Raw genomic sequence first — 19,228 nt, 5'->3', positions numbered from 1 at the left:
CTATATAAAACGCAGCAGCCATTTCACCGACGCAGCAGCCGCAAGCCATTGAATACGACGAGCAAGCTCGCCCCCATGTCGGCGAAAACGGCCATCCACAATGTCGCGAAACCAGAGAGAGCCAACGCCAAGAAGACAACTTTTATGCCCAGAGCCAAAATGATGTTTTGCTTTAGAACCGAGGCGGATCGGCGACTCAGGCTGATAAAGTACGCGATTTTTCGAGGGTCGTCGTCCATGATCGCAACGTCAGCTGTTTCGAGAGCTGTCGCTGTCCCTGCGGCTCCCATTGCGAAACCTATATCGGATTGCGCTAAGGCGGGGGCGTCATTAACGCCGTCACCAACCATCCCAACGGCGCCATATCTGCGTTTGAGTTCAGCGACTGCAGTCTGCTTGTCCTCTGGCATCAGATTTCCACGGGCATCCTCGATGCCCAATTGCTCAGCGATCGACCTCGCCGTCGCAGGATTATCCCCAGTCAGCATTACTGGAACCACGTTCAAAGCCTTCAAAGCAGCCACAGCTTCAACACTCTCCGGTCGGACTGTGTCTGCGACCGCGAATATCGCGGCGGGGCCGCTATTGCCGCATAGCACGATCACCGTTTTGCCAGTTTCCTCAAGCCGTGAAAGTCTGGCCTCCAGCTCCGAAGAACACACGCCCAACTCCTCAACCAAACGATGGTTGCCTAGATGCCAAAGATGACCGTCGATCGTGCCTTTCACGCCTCGGCCATTTAGCACACTGAAGTCACTGACAGGCAGAGCCACAGCGCCAGGCTGCTGCGATTTCCACCCATTGACCAATGCTTTCGCTACTGGGTGGGTACTTTGCTCATCAAGACTCGCAGCAATCAAAGTTGCCTTCTCGATAGACAAGTCACTGAATATATCTGAGTCAGTCAGAACTGGCTTGCCCTGAGTCAACGTGCCTGTTTTATCCAGAGCAACCACCTTCAGCAGGCGCCCGCTTTCCAGGTAGGCACCACCCTTGATCAAGATTCCATGCCGTGCGGCTGCGGCAAGACCACTCACAACAGTGACAGGCGTTGAGACGACCAAGGCACAAGGACACGCGATGACCAACAACACCAGGGCCTCATACAACCATTCACCCCACGTACCACCAAGCAGCACTGGGCCTAAAACGGCAACAAGAAATGCCACCGCCACTACGGCTGGGGTGTAATACCGTGCGAACTGGTCAACGAACCTCTGCGTCGGCGCCCGCTGAGACTGCGCATCCTGAATCGCGGCAGCAATACGAGCGAGCGTACTTTCGCCAGCGACTGCCGTGACAGTCGCCTCCACGACGCCGTCTGTCACGATACTGCCAGCATATAGCGGATCCCCCTCTGCCTTATCTACTGGCAAGCTTTCACCAGTGATAGGGGCTTGGTCGAGAGCAGCACGACCAGATTCCACCCTCGCATCCAGCGGTACCCGCGACCCTGTGCGAACACGAATACGGCTGCCGAGAACGACATTCTCAACCGGGTGTTCTTTCCAGCCAGCTTCGGTCATGACTTCCGCAGTCTCAGGAGCTAATGCAGTCAGCGATTTAATCGCGTTACGCGCTCGCTCAAGTGAGAGTGCTTCGATGGCTTCGGCAATAGCGAAAAGGAAAACCACCATCGCGGCTTCCGGCCACTTGCCAATCACCATGGCACCCAAGACAGCCAAAGACATCAAGAAGTAGATGTTCAATGTGAAGTTCTTTACAGCGATCCACCCCTTCTTCAGAGTTGGTAGACCAGCAGTAAGAATGGACAGCGCAGCCAAGGACATTACAGGCAAAGAACCCTCCTGTCCGGTCGTCCAAGCGATCACTTCAGCGGCGATGGCAGCTAGACCGCTGACCGCCAGCAGCCCTTTCAAGCGCGTCGTCAGAGCAGGTGAAATGGCATTCGGGGTTGCGCCGGCCTCGATGAGATTGGGCCCCATATCCAGCGCGGTCAAAGCGATGACTATCGCCTTCGGATCATCCAAGCGATGATGCACTGTCAGCTCACGATCCAACAGATTGAAATCAAGTCGTGCGATGCCAGGCATCGGCTCTAAGCGATTACGAATTAGCCGCTCTTCGGTAGGGCAATCCATCTTATCAATGCGATACCGAACCAGGGTCGTGCCTTCTGGCTCAGCCATGGCCGAATGTGAAGTCACCGCCCCTGCGGAATCCACTTTGCTCAAACAGCAATGGTCGGCATCGGAATGGGCTTGAGCTGAAGTGCCATGATCGTGTGCGCTATGGTCTTGATTATGGTCGGTGGACTTGGCTCCACAAGGCTGAGAATCCTTCGAACCGCACGCATGCGATCCCGTTCTGCCCAAGCTCTCGGCGTGATCAGGCCCATGCTCAACATGATGTGCACGAGAATGAACCTGTTTGGCGAAGGTCTCGCGGGGGTCAGCAGAACAGCAATCGTCCGACTTCGGCACGAGGTGCAATTTGGCTTTCGACGGGTTTTCCTGGCTCATGACGCATCTACCAATAAGGATATGGCGTCATTGAACAGCCTGTAGTAGCTACAGTGTCAAGCAATGAGTTTGAAATTTCGACTGGGCCGAGGGCGCCGCTCGAGTCTACGTCCCTCAGTGCGAGCGCCTGATAGCTGCATGCTGCGATGCATCAGCCAGGTTGGTCAGCACCTCAAATGCCCACTCAGCTTTCACCCTGGGAGTCATGCATATCGAGCAAGTCGTCAATCGCGTTGTGAAGCCTACGAGTAAACGTTTGGAGAAATCCGCCATGATGGTTTTCGACGCCATTGGCATGTGTCGGCTGTAGACCTCTCTAAGCGCTCATTACCATCGGTAGCCGACAGGGTTAAGGGTAGAAATATCCAGAAAGCTCCTCGACACAGTCGCACCAGCATGTCCTCCTCAACAACCCTACTACAAGCTTTTCGGCATTAATTAGGAGATGCCCACTGGAAATCCGGTGACACCTGCTAACCGAGAATAAAACCCCGCCATGTCTGGCGGGGTCTCATCAATCACCCTTCTTGTGCTTATGCACGTCCAGGTCGGGATGCTTAGGCTTGTTCTCGGGGGTTACACGGCGACGCTGGTCTGTCTTGCCGGTTGATTCGGCAATTGGCTTGGGCCCAGGTTTGATGGCCATAGAACTTGCTCCTTCAGTTGATAGGTATATGCCCTGGCAAACGTCTGCCGTGTAAGCGTTCGCTCAGTACGGTCACGAGATTGAGGGCCCCAAACACTATAGCTTGATATTTTTATGCCAGCAGTGGCGCACCACTTTAGTAAGCGTCTGCCGAACACATCTTGCACCAGCCCGTTTGGTGTAGACGGACGCTCGAAAGACCCTGTCGAGACTATCGCGCTATTCGGTTTCAATGGCAGCTTGCTCCCCTATGCTCTTGACTCGTCTAGGAGCAGCAACCAGAGCGAGCCCCAGCAGCGGGTTCGAACAGTGACTCAATAATCGTACAGTCTGGAGTGTTCGAGCCTAGGCATCTTGACTCACACGTGCCTGCCATTGAGAGCAGCTCTATCCGGATCTGCAGGAGCTTAGCTACCTTAGATTCCACTTCTGCCAAGTGCTTCTTGACCACCGACAACGCATCAGCACACGGACGATCAGCATCTGCCGCGAGCGCAATGAGTTCGCGGATATCGTCGAGTGGAAAGCCCAGTTCACGATTCTGCCTGATGAAGATGAGTCGTGACCGATGCTTTTCGGTATAGATTCGATGCCGCCCTGTCGACCGTAGGGCCGGAGGGAGAAGGCCTATTTTCTCGTAGTAGCGAATCGTTTCAATGTGGCAACCCGTTGATTTCGACAGCGCTCCGATTCCTGACATCCAAACTCCCCAAGCATTTTCTTGAACCTGTAGTAGCTACAGATATTAACCTGCTCAATCGAAAAATGATTTCACGCGTTTTAAGGGCATTCCGTGGACAGAGAACAGCTAGAGAAGAACCAGATTCCCGTTTACTTCGTCGCGGTCATTGTCGCGGCTATCGGGGGCCTGCTCGCACCTGATGCCTCTCAAGCGTTAGGTGCGTTGGTGACACCAGCCATCGCTGTGCTGATGTACGCCATGTTTCTGCAGATCCCATTCTTGGATCTTCGCAAAGGGCTTGCAAACAAGCGTTTCATGACCGCGCTGCTGACCGCCAATTTCGTCGCCATCCCCCTGTTGGTTTGGGCGTTGACGATGGGCCTAGCCGACCACCCGGCGATTTTGGTGGGCGCACTATTGGTCTTGCTGACGCCTTGTATCGATTATGTTGTTGTGTTTACCCATATCGGTAAGGGCGACTCCAAACTGACTCTGGCGGCAACACCATTACTACTCGTGCTTCAGCTTGTGCTACTACCCCTCTATCTAGCCTTCATGGTGAGTGATGACTCGGCGGTGGTTATATCGGTCGGCCCATTTGTTGAGGCCTTCGTAGTGCTGATCGCTTTACCCTTGGTCTTGGCAGTAGCAACAGCTGCCGGGGCAAAGGGGTCACGCATCGTTGAGGGCTGGAACAATGTATGGGCTTGGATGCCTGTGCCAGCTATGGCGGCTGTATTGGTCGTAGTGATCGGCTCTCAGATTTCAACGGTGGTCAGAGACATGGACAAGCTGCTGCCTGTTATTCCCGTCTACATTGGTTTCATGCTCTTGGCACCCGTGGTGGGTGCGCTGGTGTCTCGGGCGTTTAAGTTACCGGCTAGCACGGCAAGATCTGTCGCTTTCAGCAGTTCGACACGAAACTCATTGGTAGTTCTACCATTGGCATTGGCCTTGCCCGAGGAAATCAGAGGGCTCGCTGCGGCAGCAGTGATTACTCAAACGCTGATTGAGTTGGTCAGCGAACTAATTTACATCCGAGCAATTCCTGCTTTGGTGTGGCGCAAAATGTAGATGCCAGGGAAGACATAAGCACAAAACACCCTGCGCGATTAAACAGGTGCCCACCTGTGCGGCAGCAGCTTGTTAATCTCACTCGCGCGCCGCGTCGGCAGGCGCGTGAGAACATCCTTTAGATAGGCGTACGGATCATGGCCATTCAGCCGCGCTGACTGGATCAAGCTCATGATCGCCGCAGCCCGTTTTCCGCTGCGTAGCGACCCGGCGAAGAGCCAGTTCTTGCGCCCAAGAGCCCATGGCCGGATCTGGTTGTCGGGTAGTCAGACGCGGTTGCCCGCGTCCAACCCCCTAAGAACCGTGCATGCGAGTTTCCCAGCACACGGCTCAAGCCTCTGCTAAGGCGCCATTGGGCACCCGGTTATACATCGTCGACATTGGCAAATTGCACATCTCGTGGGCAACGCAGGTGGTAAATCTCAAGATTAGCCGCAGCGTCCGTCCCGCCATGACCTAGCTTCACAATATGGCGACTGTGCCACGGTGTGTCTTTGGTCACCGGCTTGAAGCAGGCGCAGCACCTGCCGCCCTGTTGCACCCATACCCGATACAGCTTGGCTCGACCTTTAACGGAAGTGAGCATCTTCTTGCCCCAGCGGGACTCGAAGTACTCATCCCATGCAGGGTCGTGAGGGTTGGCAGCAGCCTTAATCTTGATATGTCGCACAATCGGTGTGTCTGAGGCGTCTACTAGCGTGTACTGACGCTTCCGACCATCGGCGGATTTTTCAGTACACGAGAACACCCAACGGCGCGCCCCTTGTACTTTGAAATACCGATCCTTCACCCATCGGCGTGTCTTGCGAGGGTGGCGACGTACCGCCCATCGCCAGAGCATTTCCCACACTGCGCTGTCCACCTGGTTGAAGACCTTCTTGGCGACGACATGACTGTGATAGTTCGCCCAGCCCCGTAGAACCGGGTTGAGCAAACCTATCAAGTTAGCCTGTCGTATCGTTTTGTTGGTCTTGATCAACTCTCGCAGCTTGGCAAGTAGAGCCCCGATGTTCGCCTTGGACGGCTTGATCAGGAGCTTGCCGTTGTACTTGCGCAGGTTCCATCCGAGGAAGTCGAACCCGTCCCCTATGTGCGTTATCTTGGTTTTTTCCGGAGAGAGGACAAGTCCACGCTCTGCCAGAAATTCAACCACGGCGGGCCTGACTTCATTCTCCAGCCATTCTTTCGAACAACCAGTGATGATGAAATCATCTGCATAACGCACCACGCGCATTTTTCGGGCTGTCCACTTCGCGTTGGGAAATCTCTTCGCCAGCATCGCTTCCAACCCATCCAGCGTCATGTTCGCCAACCCCGGGGATATGATGCCTCCCTGCGGGGTTCCGGCGTGGCTGGGGAATAGCTGCTTTTGGTAGACATAACCAGCCCGGAGCCATTTCTGCAAAATCGCCTTGTCCATGGGAATGTTGGCGATCAACCAGTCATGGCTGATATTGTCGAAACAGCCTTGAATGTCGCCCTCTAACACCCATTCCGCGTTTGCTTTTCGTGACAGCACACCAAAGCACTGTGCGACGGCATCCGCAGTTGAGCGTTCCGGCCTGAACCCATAAGAGTTCGGGTCGCCGGTAGTTTCCGCTATCGGTTCCAGAGCCAGCAGATGAAGCGCCTGCATGGCCCGGCATTTCATCGCGGGAATTCCAAGAGGTCTCGTTTTGCCGTTTTTCTTCGGAATAAGCACTCTCCGAAGCGGGAGCGGCGAGTAACCTCGCCGCGTCAACGACTCTATCGCGCCGAGCTTGGCCCTAGGCGTATTCCAAGTAACCTTGTCCACGCCGGGGGTATTTTTGCCTTTGTTTTCAGACACCCGTTTCACAGCAAATGCCTTGCCACTGAACGAGTGAGTCAGCAGCCATTGCAGGGCTTTCACCTTGTTATGTCTGCCATCTTGTACAGCCTTCACAATACGCGCTTGCAGCCCTCTGACACGACGTTGTACGGCGATCCAATCGATGCTGTCCCACGACGTGCCGGAAGGTGCACACGCCAATGCTGCTGCGTTCATTTGCTCTCCTTCCGTTGAAAGGGTTCTACCTACTCTCGTGTGAAGAGAGACCATGAGGACGTCTGCCCGCTTTCGCGTGAAGTGATGTTTCAACCTCTATCCAACCCATTACAGGACGGCGTTCGCTTTTTCCTCGTTCCTTCGCCCGCACCGCCATGGGCAATTTTTACAAACGGCTTTCCCTGACGGGAGCGATACGGGATTTCCACGTTCCGCTTACTGAAGTGCGTCGGGTTAGGTGCCTGCTATCGACCGGGAGGCATGTGGGTCACGAATGCGTAGTAGAAAGACGCAGTTCCCACCTCCATTACCATTTTGGTTCGAGCGTGTAAGCCATTTCCGCTCGCTTAATTTAACGATCGTTGCGCAGATTCACGTGTGTTCACCATACCAACTATCTAGCACTTGTCCGGCCATGGCTGCCAGAAGGGTACGCCTCTCACGATTGGTACCCCGCACCTTGCGGCGCCTCGTAACATTGTCGAAGGCGCTCTTGATTCAGCCTTCTAGATTCACCCGGTGACACGGGTGGTTCCCACCAAGGGGGAACAACTTCATTAAGCGACTTCGTGTCGCACCTCCGCCCAATTATTATCAATGGGAACCGCCCCGTCATCGAGGTAGCGCGACAGCGCTGCCCAGCGTTTAAGGCTGTAATCGAGCGCTCTGCTGATGGCCGAACCTTCGGGCACAAGATCACGCTGCGCGTTCATCCAGGCATGCAGCCTATCCTTCACCGGTACGGCTTTTTCTTGCCGTATTCGGCGCCGTAAATCCGGCTCCAGGTCTCTGACTTCTCTTTCGATTTCGTACAACAACTGGATATAGCGCAGGGCTTGCTCGGCGAGCGTGCTTTTATTCGTAGCGTGCAGTTCAAAGAACTTGCGCCGTGCATGGGCCATGCAGCCGATCTCGGTCACGCCGAGTTCAAAGCTGGCCTTGTAGCCGCCAAAATCGTCGCAGACCAACTTGCCATTCCAGTCCTGAAGGAAGTCGCGAGCATGCTCTCCGGCGCGACTGGGGCTGAAGTCATAAACCACCGCTGCCACATCCGAGAACTGGCTGGTAGCGTAGGACCACACATAGGAGCGGTGGGTTTTCTTTGTTCCCGGCATGAGCATCTGCACCGGTGTTTCATCTGCGTGGATGATTTGTTGCCCAAGCACTACTTCGCGCAGCGCATCGACCAGCGGCTGCAACTGAACTCCGGTCACGCCAACCCATTGAGCCAAGGTTGAACGTGGAATCGCCAAGCCCGCTCGACCTAAGATCGATTCCTGACGGTAAAGCGGCAGATGGTCAGCAAACTTGGCGATCATGACGTGTGCGAGCAGGCCCGAAGTCGGGATGCCCTTATCAATGACCTGCGGCGGAACCGGTGCCTGGATCAGCGTTTCGCAGTTATCGCAGACCCACTTGCCACGGACATGGCGTTCGACGGTGAACACGCCGGGCGTGTAGTCCAGCTTCTCGCTAACGTCCTCACCGATGCGCTTCAGGGCGCAGCCGCATGGGCGGTGAGTGTTGTCCGGTTCGTGATGGATCAACGTTCGCGGAAATTCTGCCGGCAATGCCGTGCGCTTGGGCCTTAGCTTTTCCTCGGTCGCCTCTGGTGCTATTTGCAACGCCTGAAGCTCGGCCTCAATCGCCGCGATATCAGTATCGATCAGGTCATCTAGCAGGCTGGCCTGTTCAGGATTCATCTGCTCGCTGCGCTTGGCAAACTTCAAACGCTTGAGCTGGGCGATCTCGTGGGTCTGTTTCTCAATGACTGTTTGATCACGGTTGATTTTCTTGCCCATAGTGTCGACTTGCGAGAGCAACTGCGCTGCGAGGACGCGCAGTTGATTGGGAGACAGTTGGTCGAGATTGGGCGAAGAAGTCATACGCCGGACTTTGCCAGAGCGGGCGTTTCGCGACGATAGACCGATAGGCTAATGGCTGCCGTTAAAGCAGTGTGATCGAGCCTCCAGAACCTGCGCGTTGCCATGGCAGCCCCAGCAACAACGTTTGAAGTTGCTCGGCATCCAGTTCCATCTCAGGACCATGGCGGATGCCAGGCCAGTGGAACTTGCCTTGGTTTAACCGGCGCGCCGCCAGCCATATTCCGAAGCCGTCATGCACCAGCACTTTCATGCGATTGGCGCGGCGGTTGGCGAACAGATAAGCGCAGTGCGGCTGCGCCGCACCGAACACCGCGATCACCTTGGCTAGCGCCGTTTCGGTGCCTGCGCGCATGGCCATCGGTTCGGTGGCGAGCCAGATGGAGTCGATGTGAATCATCGCAGAATATCTCGAAGAAAAGTCGCGCAGGCGGCAGCACTTTCAGTGGGCCAGTCCACTTTGATGATGGCGCGCGGGTGCTGTATTTCAACGCAGATATTCGATGATGCTGGATGGGAGTTCGCCCCCGCAGGTGGGTGTGCCGGAATTTTCTGCGTTTGCAGCCGAATCCATTTGTGGACGAGGTTTGCGTTGAGGCTATGGCCGAGCGCGACGCTGGCAATCGAAGCGCCTGGTTGGGCGCACTCTTGAATGATCTGGGCTTTGAAGGATTTGGAATAGGAACGGCGTGTTGGCTGCATGAAATACCCGCTTGAAAGGCTAGAATTGGTGTCCACTTAATTTAAATGCACACCATGTCTTCGCTTTGCAGAGCTGGGTAGATGACCTGGCCGGACGGTTACCCACTTTATTCTGACTCCGCAGATCATTATCACGGGTTTTTAAGACTTTACTCCGCGCAGTGGGGCTACGGTATATGGCTTTACCCAACACCTTGCAACAGGCATTTCGACGGTGATGGCGGATTGGGCAAAAGCAGCCAGTGAGGGTGTTTTTTTGGCTATGCCGGCAGCTCTCAGATTACTTGCCTGCAGTTGATGGCCAAGAAAATCGCCGTGATTCAAAGCACGTCGGGAGATGTGCCAGATTCTGGTCTCGACTCGCTGAACCAAGATGGTGATTCAGTTGAAATGACACTTGCAAGGCAGCTCATTGCTTCATAGTTTGACGGCCACCTTCGGGTGGCCATTTTTTTATAACGATCCCAATTTACCAGCGGCCAACTCGACACTTCAAAAACCATGCGTCCTGGAAAACCTATTTCCTGATGCACCTAAGAGACTGGTTTGAGAGGGTGTATTCGCTTTTGCGCGAGGACGCCCATGAACCTACCACGCCCTACTCGAACCACAGCGATACTCAGTCTGTGCCTTGCATTATTGGCAGGCATTCTGTGTTATGAGCATCATCAACTCTCCCAACTCCGCACCAGCTTGGCTGCGACTGCAGACAAAGAGTCGCTCGATGCGTTGTTGACGCGGCTTGGCAAAGTCGATGAGCGACTGGGCACGGTAGCCGGCAACCACCTGGTGACCAACGAGGACTTCCGAGCCGGGCAGCAGGCTTTATCGAATCGAATTGATGCCGCACAAGCGTATGCAAAGCAAGCGACGGAGTCAGCGCAAGAAATCTCTCAAAATGCTGCGTCTGCTGGTGAATTGCTAGTCCTCAAAGCCAGCGTCGAAACACTCGATAGCCGTCTTCAAGAACTCAGTCAGTCACGCATCAAACAAACCACTGCTGTGCCCCTCAAGCCCAAGCCTAAGCCCGTTGCCCGCCAACCAAAGCGGCCAAAACCGCCCGCTACCGCCACTGTCACACCGCAAACACCCCCTTTTACCGTTGTCGGTATCGAGTATCGCGGCGGTGAACGCTTTTTGTCCGTAGCACCGCCTGGCAGCACGCAGTTGAATCAAATTTACCTTATCCGACCTGGTGACGCTGTGGCGGGCACCGCCTGGCGACTCAACGCGCTGGACGGAAGATCCGCACGCTTTGACGTGGCCGGAACACCTCAAACCGTAACCGTCGCGCAATAGGACCTCCTTTATGCACTCCCCTACCACTTCCTCGAAAACAATGAAGCCCAGGAACATTTTGGGTTTCATTGCAGGCTTGGCCACCTTCGCGTTTGCATACGGCTGTCATGCGGCTTCGGGGCAATCAACGTCGATCTCGAACACTCAGAACAGTGAAGTTCACAACTCTTCTCAAGGAGCAAGTCAGACAGAACTCGCCCGCGAGTGGGGATTGACCCCCCAAGAATGGTCCCGTTTTCAAACTGTGATGGAGGGTCCTCGCGGAATCTATTCGCCAGGCCTGGATCCTCTGACAGCACTTGGCATCGAAGCGAAGTCGGAGGAGGAGCGGCGACGCTATGCAGAGCTGCAGGTGCGAGCCGAGCGACAGCGTATCGATAAGGAACTGGCGTACCAAAGGGCCTATGACCAAGCCTTCGCACGTCTTTACCCCAATGAAAAAGTCATCCAACTATCGTCCAACCCTGCATCTGCTCCTGGCTCGGGAGCGTTAACTGCTGTGAAAGGCACTGGACGACTAGCCGTTTTTGTTCAAGACAGTTGCAACGCATGTATTGACCGCGTCAAAGACTTACAAAACCAGAAACAGTCCTTTGATCTGTACTTCGTTGGTAGTCAAGGTGATGACGAAATAATTCGCCGCTGGGCCATCTTGGCTGGAGTCGAACCGGCCAGCGTGAGAAGCCGACAGATCACATTGAATCACGATGCCGGTCGATGGCTTGGCCTTGGACTCGGCGGTGAGCTGCCGGCCGTGGTACGCGAGGTGAATGGACAATGGCAGCGTCTGTAATTCGCGCGGCTTTAACGGGGGGGGCTACTGCTCACCGCGGCATTTGCTAACGGTGCCGAGGTTCCGCCACCGGCCTATCAGTTGATTGCCCTGCCTGCCGGCGTTCCGTCCGAGGTGCTGTACTCCGTTGCACTGCAAGAGAGTGGCACCCGACTTCGCGGCCAGATCGTCCCCTGGCCCTGGACGTTGAATGTCGCCGGCGCCGGATATCGCTTTGCGACACGCAGCGATGCTTGCAGAGCGTTGATGATCGCCCTTCAGACCGCAGGCCCAAATAGAGTCGACGTCGGGCTTGGACAAACCAACATCGGTGCCAACGGCCACCGTTATAGCTATCCCTGCGAAGGGCTGGATCCGTACAAAAACCTCTCGGTTACGGCCCAGATCCTGGCTGAGCAAAAAGCCAAAGGAGGCGACTGGATCACCGCTGCTGGTCGGTACCACCGCCCTGCCGGAGGCGAACCCGCTGCCCGATACCGACGAGCTTTTGCCAAACACCTCAGCCGGGTCACCGGTATCAACCTGATGGCGAATAATCCATGAATAGATTGCTGCATCTGCCTGTTTTGCTGTCTTTGGCCTCCCCCATGGCAGTGCATGCCACCTCGCTGATTGTTGTTGAAGACCGAGGGGGTGTTTCCGCTCTGCCCTACTACCAGTACTTGGCTCCAGAACCTACTGAGCAGTCAGCACAGTCAGAGAATATTGGTGTGCGTGGGCAAGGCTCGTTTCCAGTGCGCTCTGACCAACTGACACCCGGGCAGGTACAGGGCCGGGTAATCAATGCACCTGGCCTGCAACCATTGTTTCTTGTAGGCGACGATGAAAGCTCCAGAAAGTGGTTATCACAGCGCCGCGATCAGTTACAGCAACTGCAGGCAGTGGGCCTTGTGGTTAACGTGGCCAGCGCCGAGCGGTTTGCCGAAATCCAACGATGGGCAGGAAATCTACAGTTGGTCCCGGCTCCATCAAATGATCTGGCACAGCGCTTGGGAGTCCAGCATTACCCGCTGTTGATCACTGCCACAACGATCCAGCAGTAACCAGGGTATGGCCTCTCTTACGCACATCACCTTGGTCATCAAGCAACCAGATGACCCACGAGCAGGCCAACTGCTTTTTGAACAGGTCACCTATGTCGCCAAGCTCTATGGCGGCACCGTCATCGCCCGCGTACCTGGTGACGAGGTGGAGCTATGTCAGCGGCTAAAAGAACGACTGCCCGAGGCAGTTGAGCAAGCGAGGCAAGAGTTGGCCAATTCATCATCACGCATGAAAGGAGGATCCCGGCCCCATGAAGCTGACCAAGAAGCAACGCTGCGAGCTTCACGCTAAATTCGCGGGCCATTGCGCATACTGCGGTGTGCTGTTGGGTGACCGGTGGCATGCGGACCACATGGAAGCAGTATGGCGAGAACCAGAGAGGGTGGACGGCAAGTACTCCGGTGCCATCATTTTGGGGCGGCCAGAGAACCACGCCATCAGCAACATGATGCCCGCGTGCGTGCCGTGTAATTTGAGCAAGGCAGCGATGCCACTAGAAGTCTGGCGAGAGCGCATTGCTGGACACGTCAACTCCCTTAACAGCTACCACCCCATATACCGCCTGGCCAAGTCCTATGGGCTGATCGCTGAGACAGGCAAGCCAGTCGTTTTCCATTTCGAAACAGTGGGGCCATTGTCCCCTTTCACTCATAGGAAGTGATCCATGACCACCTCCTACACCATTGAGTCGTTACTACGCCCTGCTGTTGAGCTGTACACAGTTTGCGTATGTGCCGCTGCGGCGTTGCTCTGTATTTTCGCGCCCTGGGCGGTTGCTCTGACGCCTTTATTCGGCATGGTTGCCGGTACAGGCTTTCTGGGTCTAGGGTTCGTCCGCCTCAAACAAGCGTTGGTAGTGCTGCGTTACCGGCGCAATATTCGGCGCCTACCCCACTACACCATGACCAGCAAAGACATGCCGGTCAGCAATGAGCGGCTATTCATCGGTAAAGGCTTTCGCTGGACCCAAAAACATACTCAGCGGTTGATGGAGACTTACCTCCCAAAGTACGCCGAGTATGTCGAGCCCACGTCTATCTATACCTTTGCTCGCAGAATTGAGGAGCGTCTGGAGTTCGCACCCTTTCCACTCAAATTGCTGTCAAAGGCTACCTCGTGGGATGTGCCATTTAACCCGGCGCGTCCACTTCCTCCAGTCGGGGGGCTACCGCGCTTACACGGTATAGAGCCGAACGAAGCGGATGTCAGCCTGCCACTGGGTGAGCGGGTTGGACACTCCCTTGTATTGGGGACTACTCGTGTTGGAAAAACCCGCTTGGCAGAGTTGTTTATCACCCAAGACATCAGGCGTACCCGCCGTAGCCCCCGGCGCCGCGTTCATATGGGGCGCCGCGTGCAACCCGTTCATCGAAGCCAGCGCAATGTAGAAATGGACCTGGACCGCGAAGTGGTGATTGTCTTCGATCCTAAAGGCGACGCAGACCTCCTGAAGCGCATGTACATCGAATGCAAGCGCGCAAACCGACTGGAGGAATTCTACGTGTTCCACCTAGGCTGGCCCGATCACTCCGCTCGCTACAACGCCGTCGGCCGGTTTGGTCGGATCTCGGAGGTTGCCACCCGCATTGCCGGCCAACTTTCGGGGGAAGGCAATTCCGCGGCATTCCGGGAATTCGCCTGGCGTTTCGTCAACATCATCGCGCGCGCCCTCGTGGCACTGGGACGTCGGCCGGACTATGAACAGATCCTCAAGCATGTGACAAACATTGACGCGCTGTTTATTGAGTATGCGCAGAAGCACTTTGCTGAAAATGATCCCAAAGCCTGGCAAACCATCGTTGAGCTGGAAGGAAAGATCGATCGTAAGAACCTCAGTTTCGCCATGAAGGATCGACCGCTACGCGTGGTGGCCCTGGACATGTACCTCACTCAGCAACGCATCTCCGACCCAGTGATGGAGGGTCTGCGATCAGCCGTACGCTATGACAAAACCTATTTCGACAAGATCGTGGCCAGCCTTCTGCCATTGCTGGAAAAACTGACCACAGGCCGGATTGCAGAGCTGCTATCTCCCGACTACATGGATCTTGAGGACCCACGACCAATCTTTGACTGGATGCAGATCATCCGCAAACGGGCAGTGGTCTATGTCGGCCTGGACGCTTTATCTGATACAGAGGTAGCTGCAGCGGTGGGCAACTCGATGTTCAGCGACCTGGTGTCAGTTGCGGGTCACATCTATAAGTTTGGCATCGATGATGGCTTGCCCGGGGCCACCGGCGGCAAGGTAGCAATTAACGTACATGCGGACGAATTCAACGAACTGATGGGCGATGAATTCATACCGATGATCAACAAAGGCGGTGGTGCCGGCATGCAGGTCACGGCCTATACCCAAACCATGAGCGATATTGAGGCAAAAATCGGTAACCGGGCTAAAGCTGGCCAAGTCATCGGTAACTTCAACAACCTGTTCATGTTACGTGTACGTGAGACTGCAACCGCCGAGCTGCTGAGCAACCAGTTGCCAAAGGTCCAGGTGTTTACCAGTACACCAGCAAGCAGTGCAAACGACGCTATTAACGGCAACACCGCTTTCACCTCTAACACTCACGATCAGATCCAAAGTGTCAGCGTACCGATGATCGAACCGGCGCATGTGGTTGCCCTACCCAAGGGGCAATGCTTTGCCCTGATAGAGGGCGGGAATTTGTGGAAGATTCGTATGCCGTTGCCGGCAAGCGATCCCGATGAAGTGATGCCCAAGGATCTTCAGGCCTTGGTTGAGGGCATGCGTAAAGGATCCGGAACCAGCAGCGACTGGTGGCAAGCACCGGGATATGACGCACTAAGTGAGTCGCTTCCTGATGACTTGGTAGACGACTTCCGCCAGATGGCCAATAACGGAAAAGCCGCATAGGCTTGAAGGAACAGAGCCATGGCCGATATCGCGGAAAAAGCCCAGCAACAGCAGGAAGGTCAAAAAAACTTCCTGGGCATGCTGTTCTCTACCCCTTTTCATTTCTTGGGGGTGATGTTCGGCTCCTTGCTCGGCGCCATCGTCGTTGAATGGCTTTGCATGTACACGTTCTGGCCGGATGCCGGCTGGAAACATGCTCAGCAGATGTTCCAACATGAACTGGGCTGGCTGTCCCAGGATCTGCTGCACAGCGTTGTCATCAAAGAACCGGGGCGTACGGCAACCTGGCTGGCACAAACGGTCTATGACTGGCTGATGGTGAAAACCGGCATGCAGGACAATATAAATGCACTGACACAGTACGCTCGCTCAACATCACCACAACAAACGGGAACCTTGAACCTTCGCTACGAACTCGGTCGGGCGATGATCAAATTCCAGGACTATGGCTTAGCCGCGTTATACACAGTCCTGACCTTCTGTGTGCGAATGGTCATTCTGACGTTGACGATTCCGCTGTTCGCACTGGCGGCGTTCACTGGCTTGGTCGATGGCCTGGTGCGGCGTGATCTACGAAAATTCGGCTCCGGCCGCGAGTCAAGTTACCTGTATCACAAAGCCCGGGGGACGATCATTCCGCTGACCATCGTGCCCTGGACGGTCTACCTGGCCATCCCCATCAGCATCAGCCCCCTTTTGATTCTGTTGCCCTGCGCCGTGCTGTTGGGTGTGTCCGTTTACATCACCGTTTCAAGCTTCAAAAAATACCTTTAGGAGCTGCCCATGCAGTGGACACAAGAACAGCAGCCCATCATCCATTCCACGGCTGACAAGCTACTGGTTCAGGCTTTTGCCGGTACCGGCAAAACCACCACACTGGTGGGCTACGCCACACAACACGCCTCGGTGAAAATGCTCTACCTCTGCTACAACAAATCCGTCGAGCTCGCTGCCAGGGGCCGCTTTCCACGCAGAAACGTGGTGTGTAAGACGGCGCATGGCCTCGCATATGCAGTCTATGGCAGTCAGTACGCCACCAAGCAGACCAATAACTTACGCCTGACGGACATCGCAAGGGCCATCAACACCCAGGACTGGGAGCTCGTGCGGGATGTCCTCAGCACGCTTAACAACTTCATGGCCAGCGCCGATGACGAGTTGGGCCGTGTGCATTTTCCCAGATTCCAGGGGCAACGAATGCTCACAAGTGCCCAGGAACGTTTCCTGAACAATGCTTTAAACGTGGCTAAAACCATCTGGAACCGGATGATCGATCTGCAGGACACAGCAATGTCGATCACCCATGACGCTTACTTGAAGCTGTATCAGCTAAGCAAGCCCGACCTGAGCGAACGATTTAACGCCATTCTGCTCGACGAAGGTCAAGACGTGAACCCAGTTATTGCCGACATAGTAAAAATACAACGGGTCCGCAAGGTGGCAGTCGGCGATCCCCACCAGCAGATCTATCGCTTCCGCGGCGCAGAAGATGCGCTCAACAGCGACTGGATGGCCGACGCCGAACGTCACTACCTGACCCAAAGCTTTCGCTTCGGCCCTGCCGTCGCGCATGTGGCCAACATCATTCTTTTTTACAAGGGTGAGACACGAAAGCTGCAGGGGTTAGGTTGCAATACCCTGGTTAAACGGGCTCTGCCTGAAGAGCTACCGCATCGCACGTTTATCCATCGTACCGTGACCGGCGTCATCGAGAACGCCCTGCAGCTGGTCGCAAGCAACCCCAAGATTTTCTGGGTCGGCGGTATCGACAGCTACTCGCTACGCGATCTGGAAGATTTATACCTATTCAGCCGCAACCGTAACCATGAGGTGCAGAACCGCAGGCTGTTGAGAGATTACCGGGACTTTTCACAGTACGTGGAAATAGCCGAGGTAAGCCAGGATACGGAGATGTTGCGATCGATCAAGATCATTACAGCCTATCCGGACCTGCCCCAGCGGATCCAAACCCTACGTTCCCGCTCTGTAGATAACGAGCTCGACGCCACCGTGACACTCACGACTGGGCACAAGGCCAAGGGGCTGGAGTGGGACTTTGTCAGCCTGTATGACGACTTTAGCGCTGATCCGCTTTCACCCGATATCGATCAAGGTCGTAAAGATGACGAGTTGAATTTGCTGTACGTGGCGGTGACGCGAGGGATGAAGATCCTAGCGTTGAACTCAATGGTGCTTTCTATCATGCAGCGCTATGTCGATGCTCGGACCTCTGCACTCCAACCTCAGAAATCACGCGCTTAGCAACAAACTATTTCAGATTGCTGGCACGCGCTTATTATTGAAACCCTGGTAGCTCTGCACATTGAGGACGTCGCCATGGGCCGTCAGAAATTTGAATACCACACTGAGTTCTCTCCCTTTCAGTACGTTGTCAGAACCAAAAAGCTCTTCATGTTCAAGTCCGAAGAGCCCACCACTGAACCCGACACCCAGGGTTTTCTGGAAGATTCTGAACGTCAAAACCGCCTTGCTCAATTAGGCAGCGAAGGCTGGGAGCTGGTCAGCGTGCAGCCCGTGGTCAAAGGAGAAGTCAAGGTTGGCAATCAAAACGCCCAAGGCTGGGCTTACGGATTCGCCTTGCCCATCGGGTATCTGCTGTTCTTCAAACGCCCTATCCACTGTGATTGATGGTGTCAGTACCGTCAGAAGAAATCCTTACAGTCCTGAATATGGTTTTCTTGCGGCGACCATAGCTTGATCACGGCAAGCTGACGGCATCAGGAATGACTAGAGCCCAGCCGTGATCCAGTACCCGCGTCTCACTGCACTCACTTGCCGACTTGCCTTGCCAGGCCTCATCGCACTTTTTGGATGCGGCCTGCCTGTCTCTCATGCGACCGCTGCTTCAGCCTCCGAACAGGCCAACCTGGACGTGATGATCCGCCAGTTGAATGCCTTAGAGGACACCGCACGTCGTAGCGCTCAAGTGGCCGACGAACCTGGCAAGCGTTACTTCTTCGATTACCAGCGTCTAGCAGGTGATATCGCTCGAATTCGTCATGGGTTGGAGGGCTATCTAACCCCAACCCGAGCCCAGCCTCGTGATCCTGTTGAGCTGTCAGGCCAATACACGACCGAAGGACGCAAGCCATGAGCATGAGCGGCGCTCAGGCTGCTGCGTTTCAAGCGGCAGGAGGATTTCCTGCCTCGACGAGCTACCTGTTTTTCGTCGGCGTCGCTGTAGCCATCATCTTTATGTGGGGCGCCTGGGCTATCTGGAGCTGCTACCGAGGATGGGCCACTGGCAACCTTGATCGAACGATTGCCTCGACCTCGCTCGTCCGCATCCTACTGCTTTGCATGATCCTCACCACATTTGTTCTTAGTTGACCCTATGGGAGATACACCATGACTTCATTCTTAAAACCGGGCCGCATGCTGATCGGGTTGCTTGCTCTCCCCCAACTGGCCATGGCGGCTCTTCCGCAGTCTCAGCCTCCTACCCGGGGGGAAGGCTCTAACCTGATGCAAACCATGCAGAACTACGCCTTTGACGGTTTTACTTTGCTTGGCCTCATCATCTGCGCAGTCATTTTCAGTGGCGTTGCTTGGCATGCCTTCGGCACCTACCACGAAATTCAACTTGGCAAGAAAAAATGGGGAGATCTGGGGGCGACAGCCGCCGTTGGCGTCGCCATCCTCGGTGTCGCCATTTTTCTGGTCACCAAGGCTTCAAATATTCTTTAAAAGAGCC

General features: G+C 55.2%; 20 protein-coding genes and 3 pseudogenes. 15 read left to right on the top strand and 8 right to left on the bottom strand.

What is annotated here, in order from left to right; all coding sequences use genetic code 11:
- Window positions 1-23: 23 nt before the first annotated feature.
- The 3 genes from AB9N64_RS21930 to AB9N64_RS21920 all read right to left on the bottom strand — a co-directional run bounded on the left by AB9N64_RS21930 (window position 24) and on the right by AB9N64_RS21920 (window position 3,829).
- Complete coding sequence (locus AB9N64_RS21930) at window positions 24-2,483, bottom strand: heavy metal translocating P-type ATPase (RefSeq protein WP_024073364.1); 2,460 nt, start codon at window positions 2,481-2,483, stop codon at window positions 24-26.
- A gap of 514 nt (window positions 2,484-2,997) precedes the next feature.
- The gene (locus AB9N64_RS21925) at window positions 2,998-3,129 is read right to left on the bottom strand and encodes a hypothetical protein (RefSeq protein WP_024073362.1); all 132 of its coding nucleotides are present in this window, start codon (window positions 3,127-3,129) and stop codon (window positions 2,998-3,000) included.
- 265 nt (window positions 3,130-3,394) lie between these two features.
- A complete protein-coding gene (locus tag AB9N64_RS21920) occupies window positions 3,395-3,829 on the bottom strand; it encodes a helix-turn-helix domain-containing protein (RefSeq protein ID WP_024073361.1) in 435 nt (144 codons plus the stop codon).
- A 93-nt stretch (window positions 3,830-3,922) separates the two neighbouring features.
- Between AB9N64_RS21920 and AB9N64_RS21915 the strand changes: the two genes are divergently transcribed.
- The gene (locus tag AB9N64_RS21915) at window positions 3,923-4,885 is read left to right on the top strand and encodes an arsenic resistance protein (protein WP_098949603.1); all 963 of its coding nucleotides are present in this window, start codon (window positions 3,923-3,925) and stop codon (window positions 4,883-4,885) included.
- 38 nt (window positions 4,886-4,923) lie between these two features.
- On the opposite strand, the pseudogene AB9N64_RS21910 reads toward AB9N64_RS21915, so the two are convergent.
- The 5 genes and pseudogenes from AB9N64_RS21910 to AB9N64_RS21890 form a co-directional block, all read right to left on the bottom strand.
- A pseudogene (locus AB9N64_RS21910) lies at window positions 4,924-5,145 on the bottom strand (transposase domain-containing protein); the annotation flags it as partial.
- Window positions 5,146-5,249: 104 nt separating this feature from the next.
- Entirely contained in the window at window positions 5,250-6,911 is a 1,662-nt protein-coding gene (gene ltrA / locus AB9N64_RS21905; RefSeq protein WP_024073359.1) for a group II intron reverse transcriptase/maturase, read from the bottom strand.
- 578 nt (window positions 6,912-7,489) lie between these two features.
- A pseudogene (locus AB9N64_RS21900) lies at window positions 7,490-8,797 on the bottom strand (IS66 family transposase); the annotation flags it as partial.
- Between the two features lie 61 nt (window positions 8,798-8,858).
- Window positions 8,859-9,194 carry an IS66 family insertion sequence element accessory protein TnpB gene (tnpB, locus tag AB9N64_RS21895; protein ID WP_024073357.1) on the bottom strand — a complete coding sequence of 112 codons (336 nt, stop codon included), beginning with the start codon at window positions 9,192-9,194 and terminating at the stop codon, window positions 8,859-8,861.
- Window positions 9,191-9,496: a transposase gene (locus tag AB9N64_RS21890; RefSeq protein ID WP_093235877.1), complete on the bottom strand. Its 306-nt coding sequence runs from the start codon at window positions 9,494-9,496 to the stop codon at window positions 9,191-9,193. Before AB9N64_RS21890 ends, tnpB begins: the two co-directional genes overlap by 4 nt.
- Window positions 9,497-9,687: 191 nt before the next feature.
- Between AB9N64_RS21890 and AB9N64_RS21885 the strand changes: the two are divergent.
- From AB9N64_RS21885 to AB9N64_RS21820, 14 genes and pseudogenes are all read left to right on the top strand, one after another.
- Window positions 9,688-9,919: pseudogene (locus AB9N64_RS21885) on the top strand (DEAD/DEAH box helicase); the annotation flags it as partial.
- Between the two features lie 159 nt (window positions 9,920-10,078).
- Window positions 10,079-10,795 (top strand): hypothetical protein, encoded by a 717-nt coding sequence (locus AB9N64_RS21880; protein ID WP_024073356.1) that lies wholly within the window; start codon window positions 10,079-10,081, stop codon window positions 10,793-10,795.
- A 40-nt stretch (window positions 10,796-10,835) separates the two neighbouring features.
- Complete coding sequence (locus AB9N64_RS21875) at window positions 10,836-11,588, top strand: TIGR03759 family integrating conjugative element protein (RefSeq protein WP_024073355.1); 753 nt, start codon at window positions 10,836-10,838, stop codon at window positions 11,586-11,588.
- 27 nt (window positions 11,589-11,615) lie between these two features.
- Window positions 11,616-12,131 (top strand): lytic transglycosylase domain-containing protein, encoded by a 516-nt coding sequence (locus AB9N64_RS21870; RefSeq protein WP_371360396.1) that lies wholly within the window; start codon window positions 11,616-11,618, stop codon window positions 12,129-12,131.
- Complete coding sequence (locus AB9N64_RS21865) at window positions 12,128-12,631, top strand: integrating conjugative element protein (RefSeq protein WP_008437383.1); 504 nt, start codon at window positions 12,128-12,130, stop codon at window positions 12,629-12,631. The genes AB9N64_RS21870 and AB9N64_RS21865 overlap by 4 nt, the downstream gene beginning before the upstream one ends.
- 7 nt (window positions 12,632-12,638) lie before the next feature.
- Entirely contained in the window at window positions 12,639-12,923 is a 285-nt protein-coding gene (locus AB9N64_RS21860; RefSeq protein ID WP_024073354.1) for a hypothetical protein, read from the top strand.
- Window positions 12,883-13,293, top strand: coding sequence for a hypothetical protein (locus tag AB9N64_RS21855; protein ID WP_008437384.1), 411 nt, complete (start codon window positions 12,883-12,885; stop codon window positions 13,291-13,293). The genes AB9N64_RS21860 and AB9N64_RS21855 overlap by 41 nt, the downstream gene beginning before the upstream one ends.
- Before the next feature lie 3 nt (window positions 13,294-13,296).
- Window positions 13,297-15,513, top strand: coding sequence for a type IV conjugative transfer system coupling protein TraD (gene traD, locus AB9N64_RS21850; protein ID WP_098949604.1), 2,217 nt, complete (start codon window positions 13,297-13,299; stop codon window positions 15,511-15,513).
- Between the two features lie 18 nt (window positions 15,514-15,531).
- Window positions 15,532-16,287, top strand: coding sequence for a TIGR03747 family integrating conjugative element membrane protein (locus tag AB9N64_RS21845; RefSeq protein WP_008437388.1), 756 nt, complete (start codon window positions 15,532-15,534; stop codon window positions 16,285-16,287).
- Window positions 16,288-16,296: 9 nt separating this feature from the next.
- A complete protein-coding gene (locus AB9N64_RS21840) occupies window positions 16,297-17,775 on the top strand; it encodes a UvrD-helicase domain-containing protein (protein ID WP_008437391.1) in 1,479 nt (492 codons plus the stop codon).
- A 75-nt stretch (window positions 17,776-17,850) separates the two neighbouring features.
- A complete protein-coding gene (locus tag AB9N64_RS21835; protein WP_008437393.1) occupies window positions 17,851-18,162 on the top strand; it encodes a hypothetical protein in 312 nt (103 codons plus the stop codon).
- A gap of 157 nt (window positions 18,163-18,319) precedes the next feature.
- The gene (locus AB9N64_RS21830) at window positions 18,320-18,628 is read left to right on the top strand and encodes an RAQPRD family integrative conjugative element protein (protein WP_178110642.1); all 309 of its coding nucleotides are present in this window, start codon (window positions 18,320-18,322) and stop codon (window positions 18,626-18,628) included.
- Window positions 18,625-18,864 carry a TIGR03758 family integrating conjugative element protein gene (locus AB9N64_RS21825; protein ID WP_008437400.1) on the top strand — a complete coding sequence of 80 codons (240 nt, stop codon included), beginning with the start codon at window positions 18,625-18,627 and terminating at the stop codon, window positions 18,862-18,864. The genes AB9N64_RS21830 and AB9N64_RS21825 overlap by 4 nt, the downstream gene beginning before the upstream one ends.
- Window positions 18,865-18,882: 18 nt before the next feature.
- A complete protein-coding gene (locus tag AB9N64_RS21820; RefSeq protein WP_008437401.1) occupies window positions 18,883-19,221 on the top strand; it encodes a TIGR03745 family integrating conjugative element membrane protein in 339 nt (112 codons plus the stop codon).
- The last annotated feature ends 7 nt before the right edge of the window (window positions 19,222-19,228 follow it).

This window comes from Pseudomonas sp. KT_2_4, from assembly GCF_041410225.1.
Classification (GTDB): Bacteria; Pseudomonadota; Gammaproteobacteria; order Pseudomonadales; family Pseudomonadaceae; genus Aquipseudomonas; species Aquipseudomonas paracarnis.
The sequence above is the reverse complement of the archived record's forward strand: the minus strand, read 5'-3'. Positions and strand labels throughout refer to the sequence as shown.

What these genes read in the sequence shown, in the direction of transcription:
- AB9N64_RS21930 (WP_024073364.1), bottom strand. Translation starts at nt 2,483, where the DNA reads ATGAGCCAGGAAAACCCGTCGAAAGCCAAATTGCACCTCGTGCCGAAG.
- AB9N64_RS21925 (WP_024073362.1), bottom strand. Translation starts at nt 3,129, where the DNA reads ATGGCCATCAAACCTGGGCCCAAGCCAATTGCCGAATCAACCGGCAAG.
- AB9N64_RS21920 (WP_024073361.1), bottom strand. Translation starts at nt 3,829, where the DNA reads ATGTCAGGAATCGGAGCGCTGTCGAAATCAACGGGTTGCCACATTGAA.
- ltrA (WP_024073359.1), bottom strand. Translation starts at nt 6,911, where the DNA reads ATGAACGCAGCAGCATTGGCGTGTGCACCTTCCGGCACGTCGTGGGAC.
- tnpB (WP_024073357.1), bottom strand. Translation starts at nt 9,194, where the DNA reads ATGATTCACATCGACTCCATCTGGCTCGCCACCGAACCGATGGCCATG.
- AB9N64_RS21890 (WP_093235877.1), bottom strand. Translation starts at nt 9,496, where the DNA reads ATGCAGCCAACACGCCGTTCCTATTCCAAATCCTTCAAAGCCCAGATC.
- AB9N64_RS21880 (WP_024073356.1), top strand. Translation starts at nt 10,079, where the DNA reads ATGAACCTACCACGCCCTACTCGAACCACAGCGATACTCAGTCTGTGC.
- AB9N64_RS21875 (WP_024073355.1), top strand. Translation starts at nt 10,836, where the DNA reads ATGAAGCCCAGGAACATTTTGGGTTTCATTGCAGGCTTGGCCACCTTC.
- AB9N64_RS21865 (WP_008437383.1), top strand. Translation starts at nt 12,128, where the DNA reads ATGAATAGATTGCTGCATCTGCCTGTTTTGCTGTCTTTGGCCTCCCCC.
- AB9N64_RS21860 (WP_024073354.1), top strand. Translation starts at nt 12,639, where the DNA reads ATGGCCTCTCTTACGCACATCACCTTGGTCATCAAGCAACCAGATGAC.
- AB9N64_RS21855 (WP_008437384.1), top strand. Translation starts at nt 12,883, where the DNA reads ATGAAGCTGACCAAGAAGCAACGCTGCGAGCTTCACGCTAAATTCGCG.
- traD (WP_098949604.1), top strand. Translation starts at nt 13,297, where the DNA reads ATGACCACCTCCTACACCATTGAGTCGTTACTACGCCCTGCTGTTGAG.
- AB9N64_RS21845 (WP_008437388.1), top strand. Translation starts at nt 15,532, where the DNA reads ATGGCCGATATCGCGGAAAAAGCCCAGCAACAGCAGGAAGGTCAAAAA.
- AB9N64_RS21840 (WP_008437391.1), top strand. Translation starts at nt 16,297, where the DNA reads ATGCAGTGGACACAAGAACAGCAGCCCATCATCCATTCCACGGCTGAC.
- AB9N64_RS21835 (WP_008437393.1), top strand. Translation starts at nt 17,851, where the DNA reads ATGGGCCGTCAGAAATTTGAATACCACACTGAGTTCTCTCCCTTTCAG.
- AB9N64_RS21825 (WP_008437400.1), top strand. Translation starts at nt 18,625, where the DNA reads ATGAGCATGAGCGGCGCTCAGGCTGCTGCGTTTCAAGCGGCAGGAGGA.
- AB9N64_RS21820 (WP_008437401.1), top strand. Translation starts at nt 18,883, where the DNA reads ATGACTTCATTCTTAAAACCGGGCCGCATGCTGATCGGGTTGCTTGCT.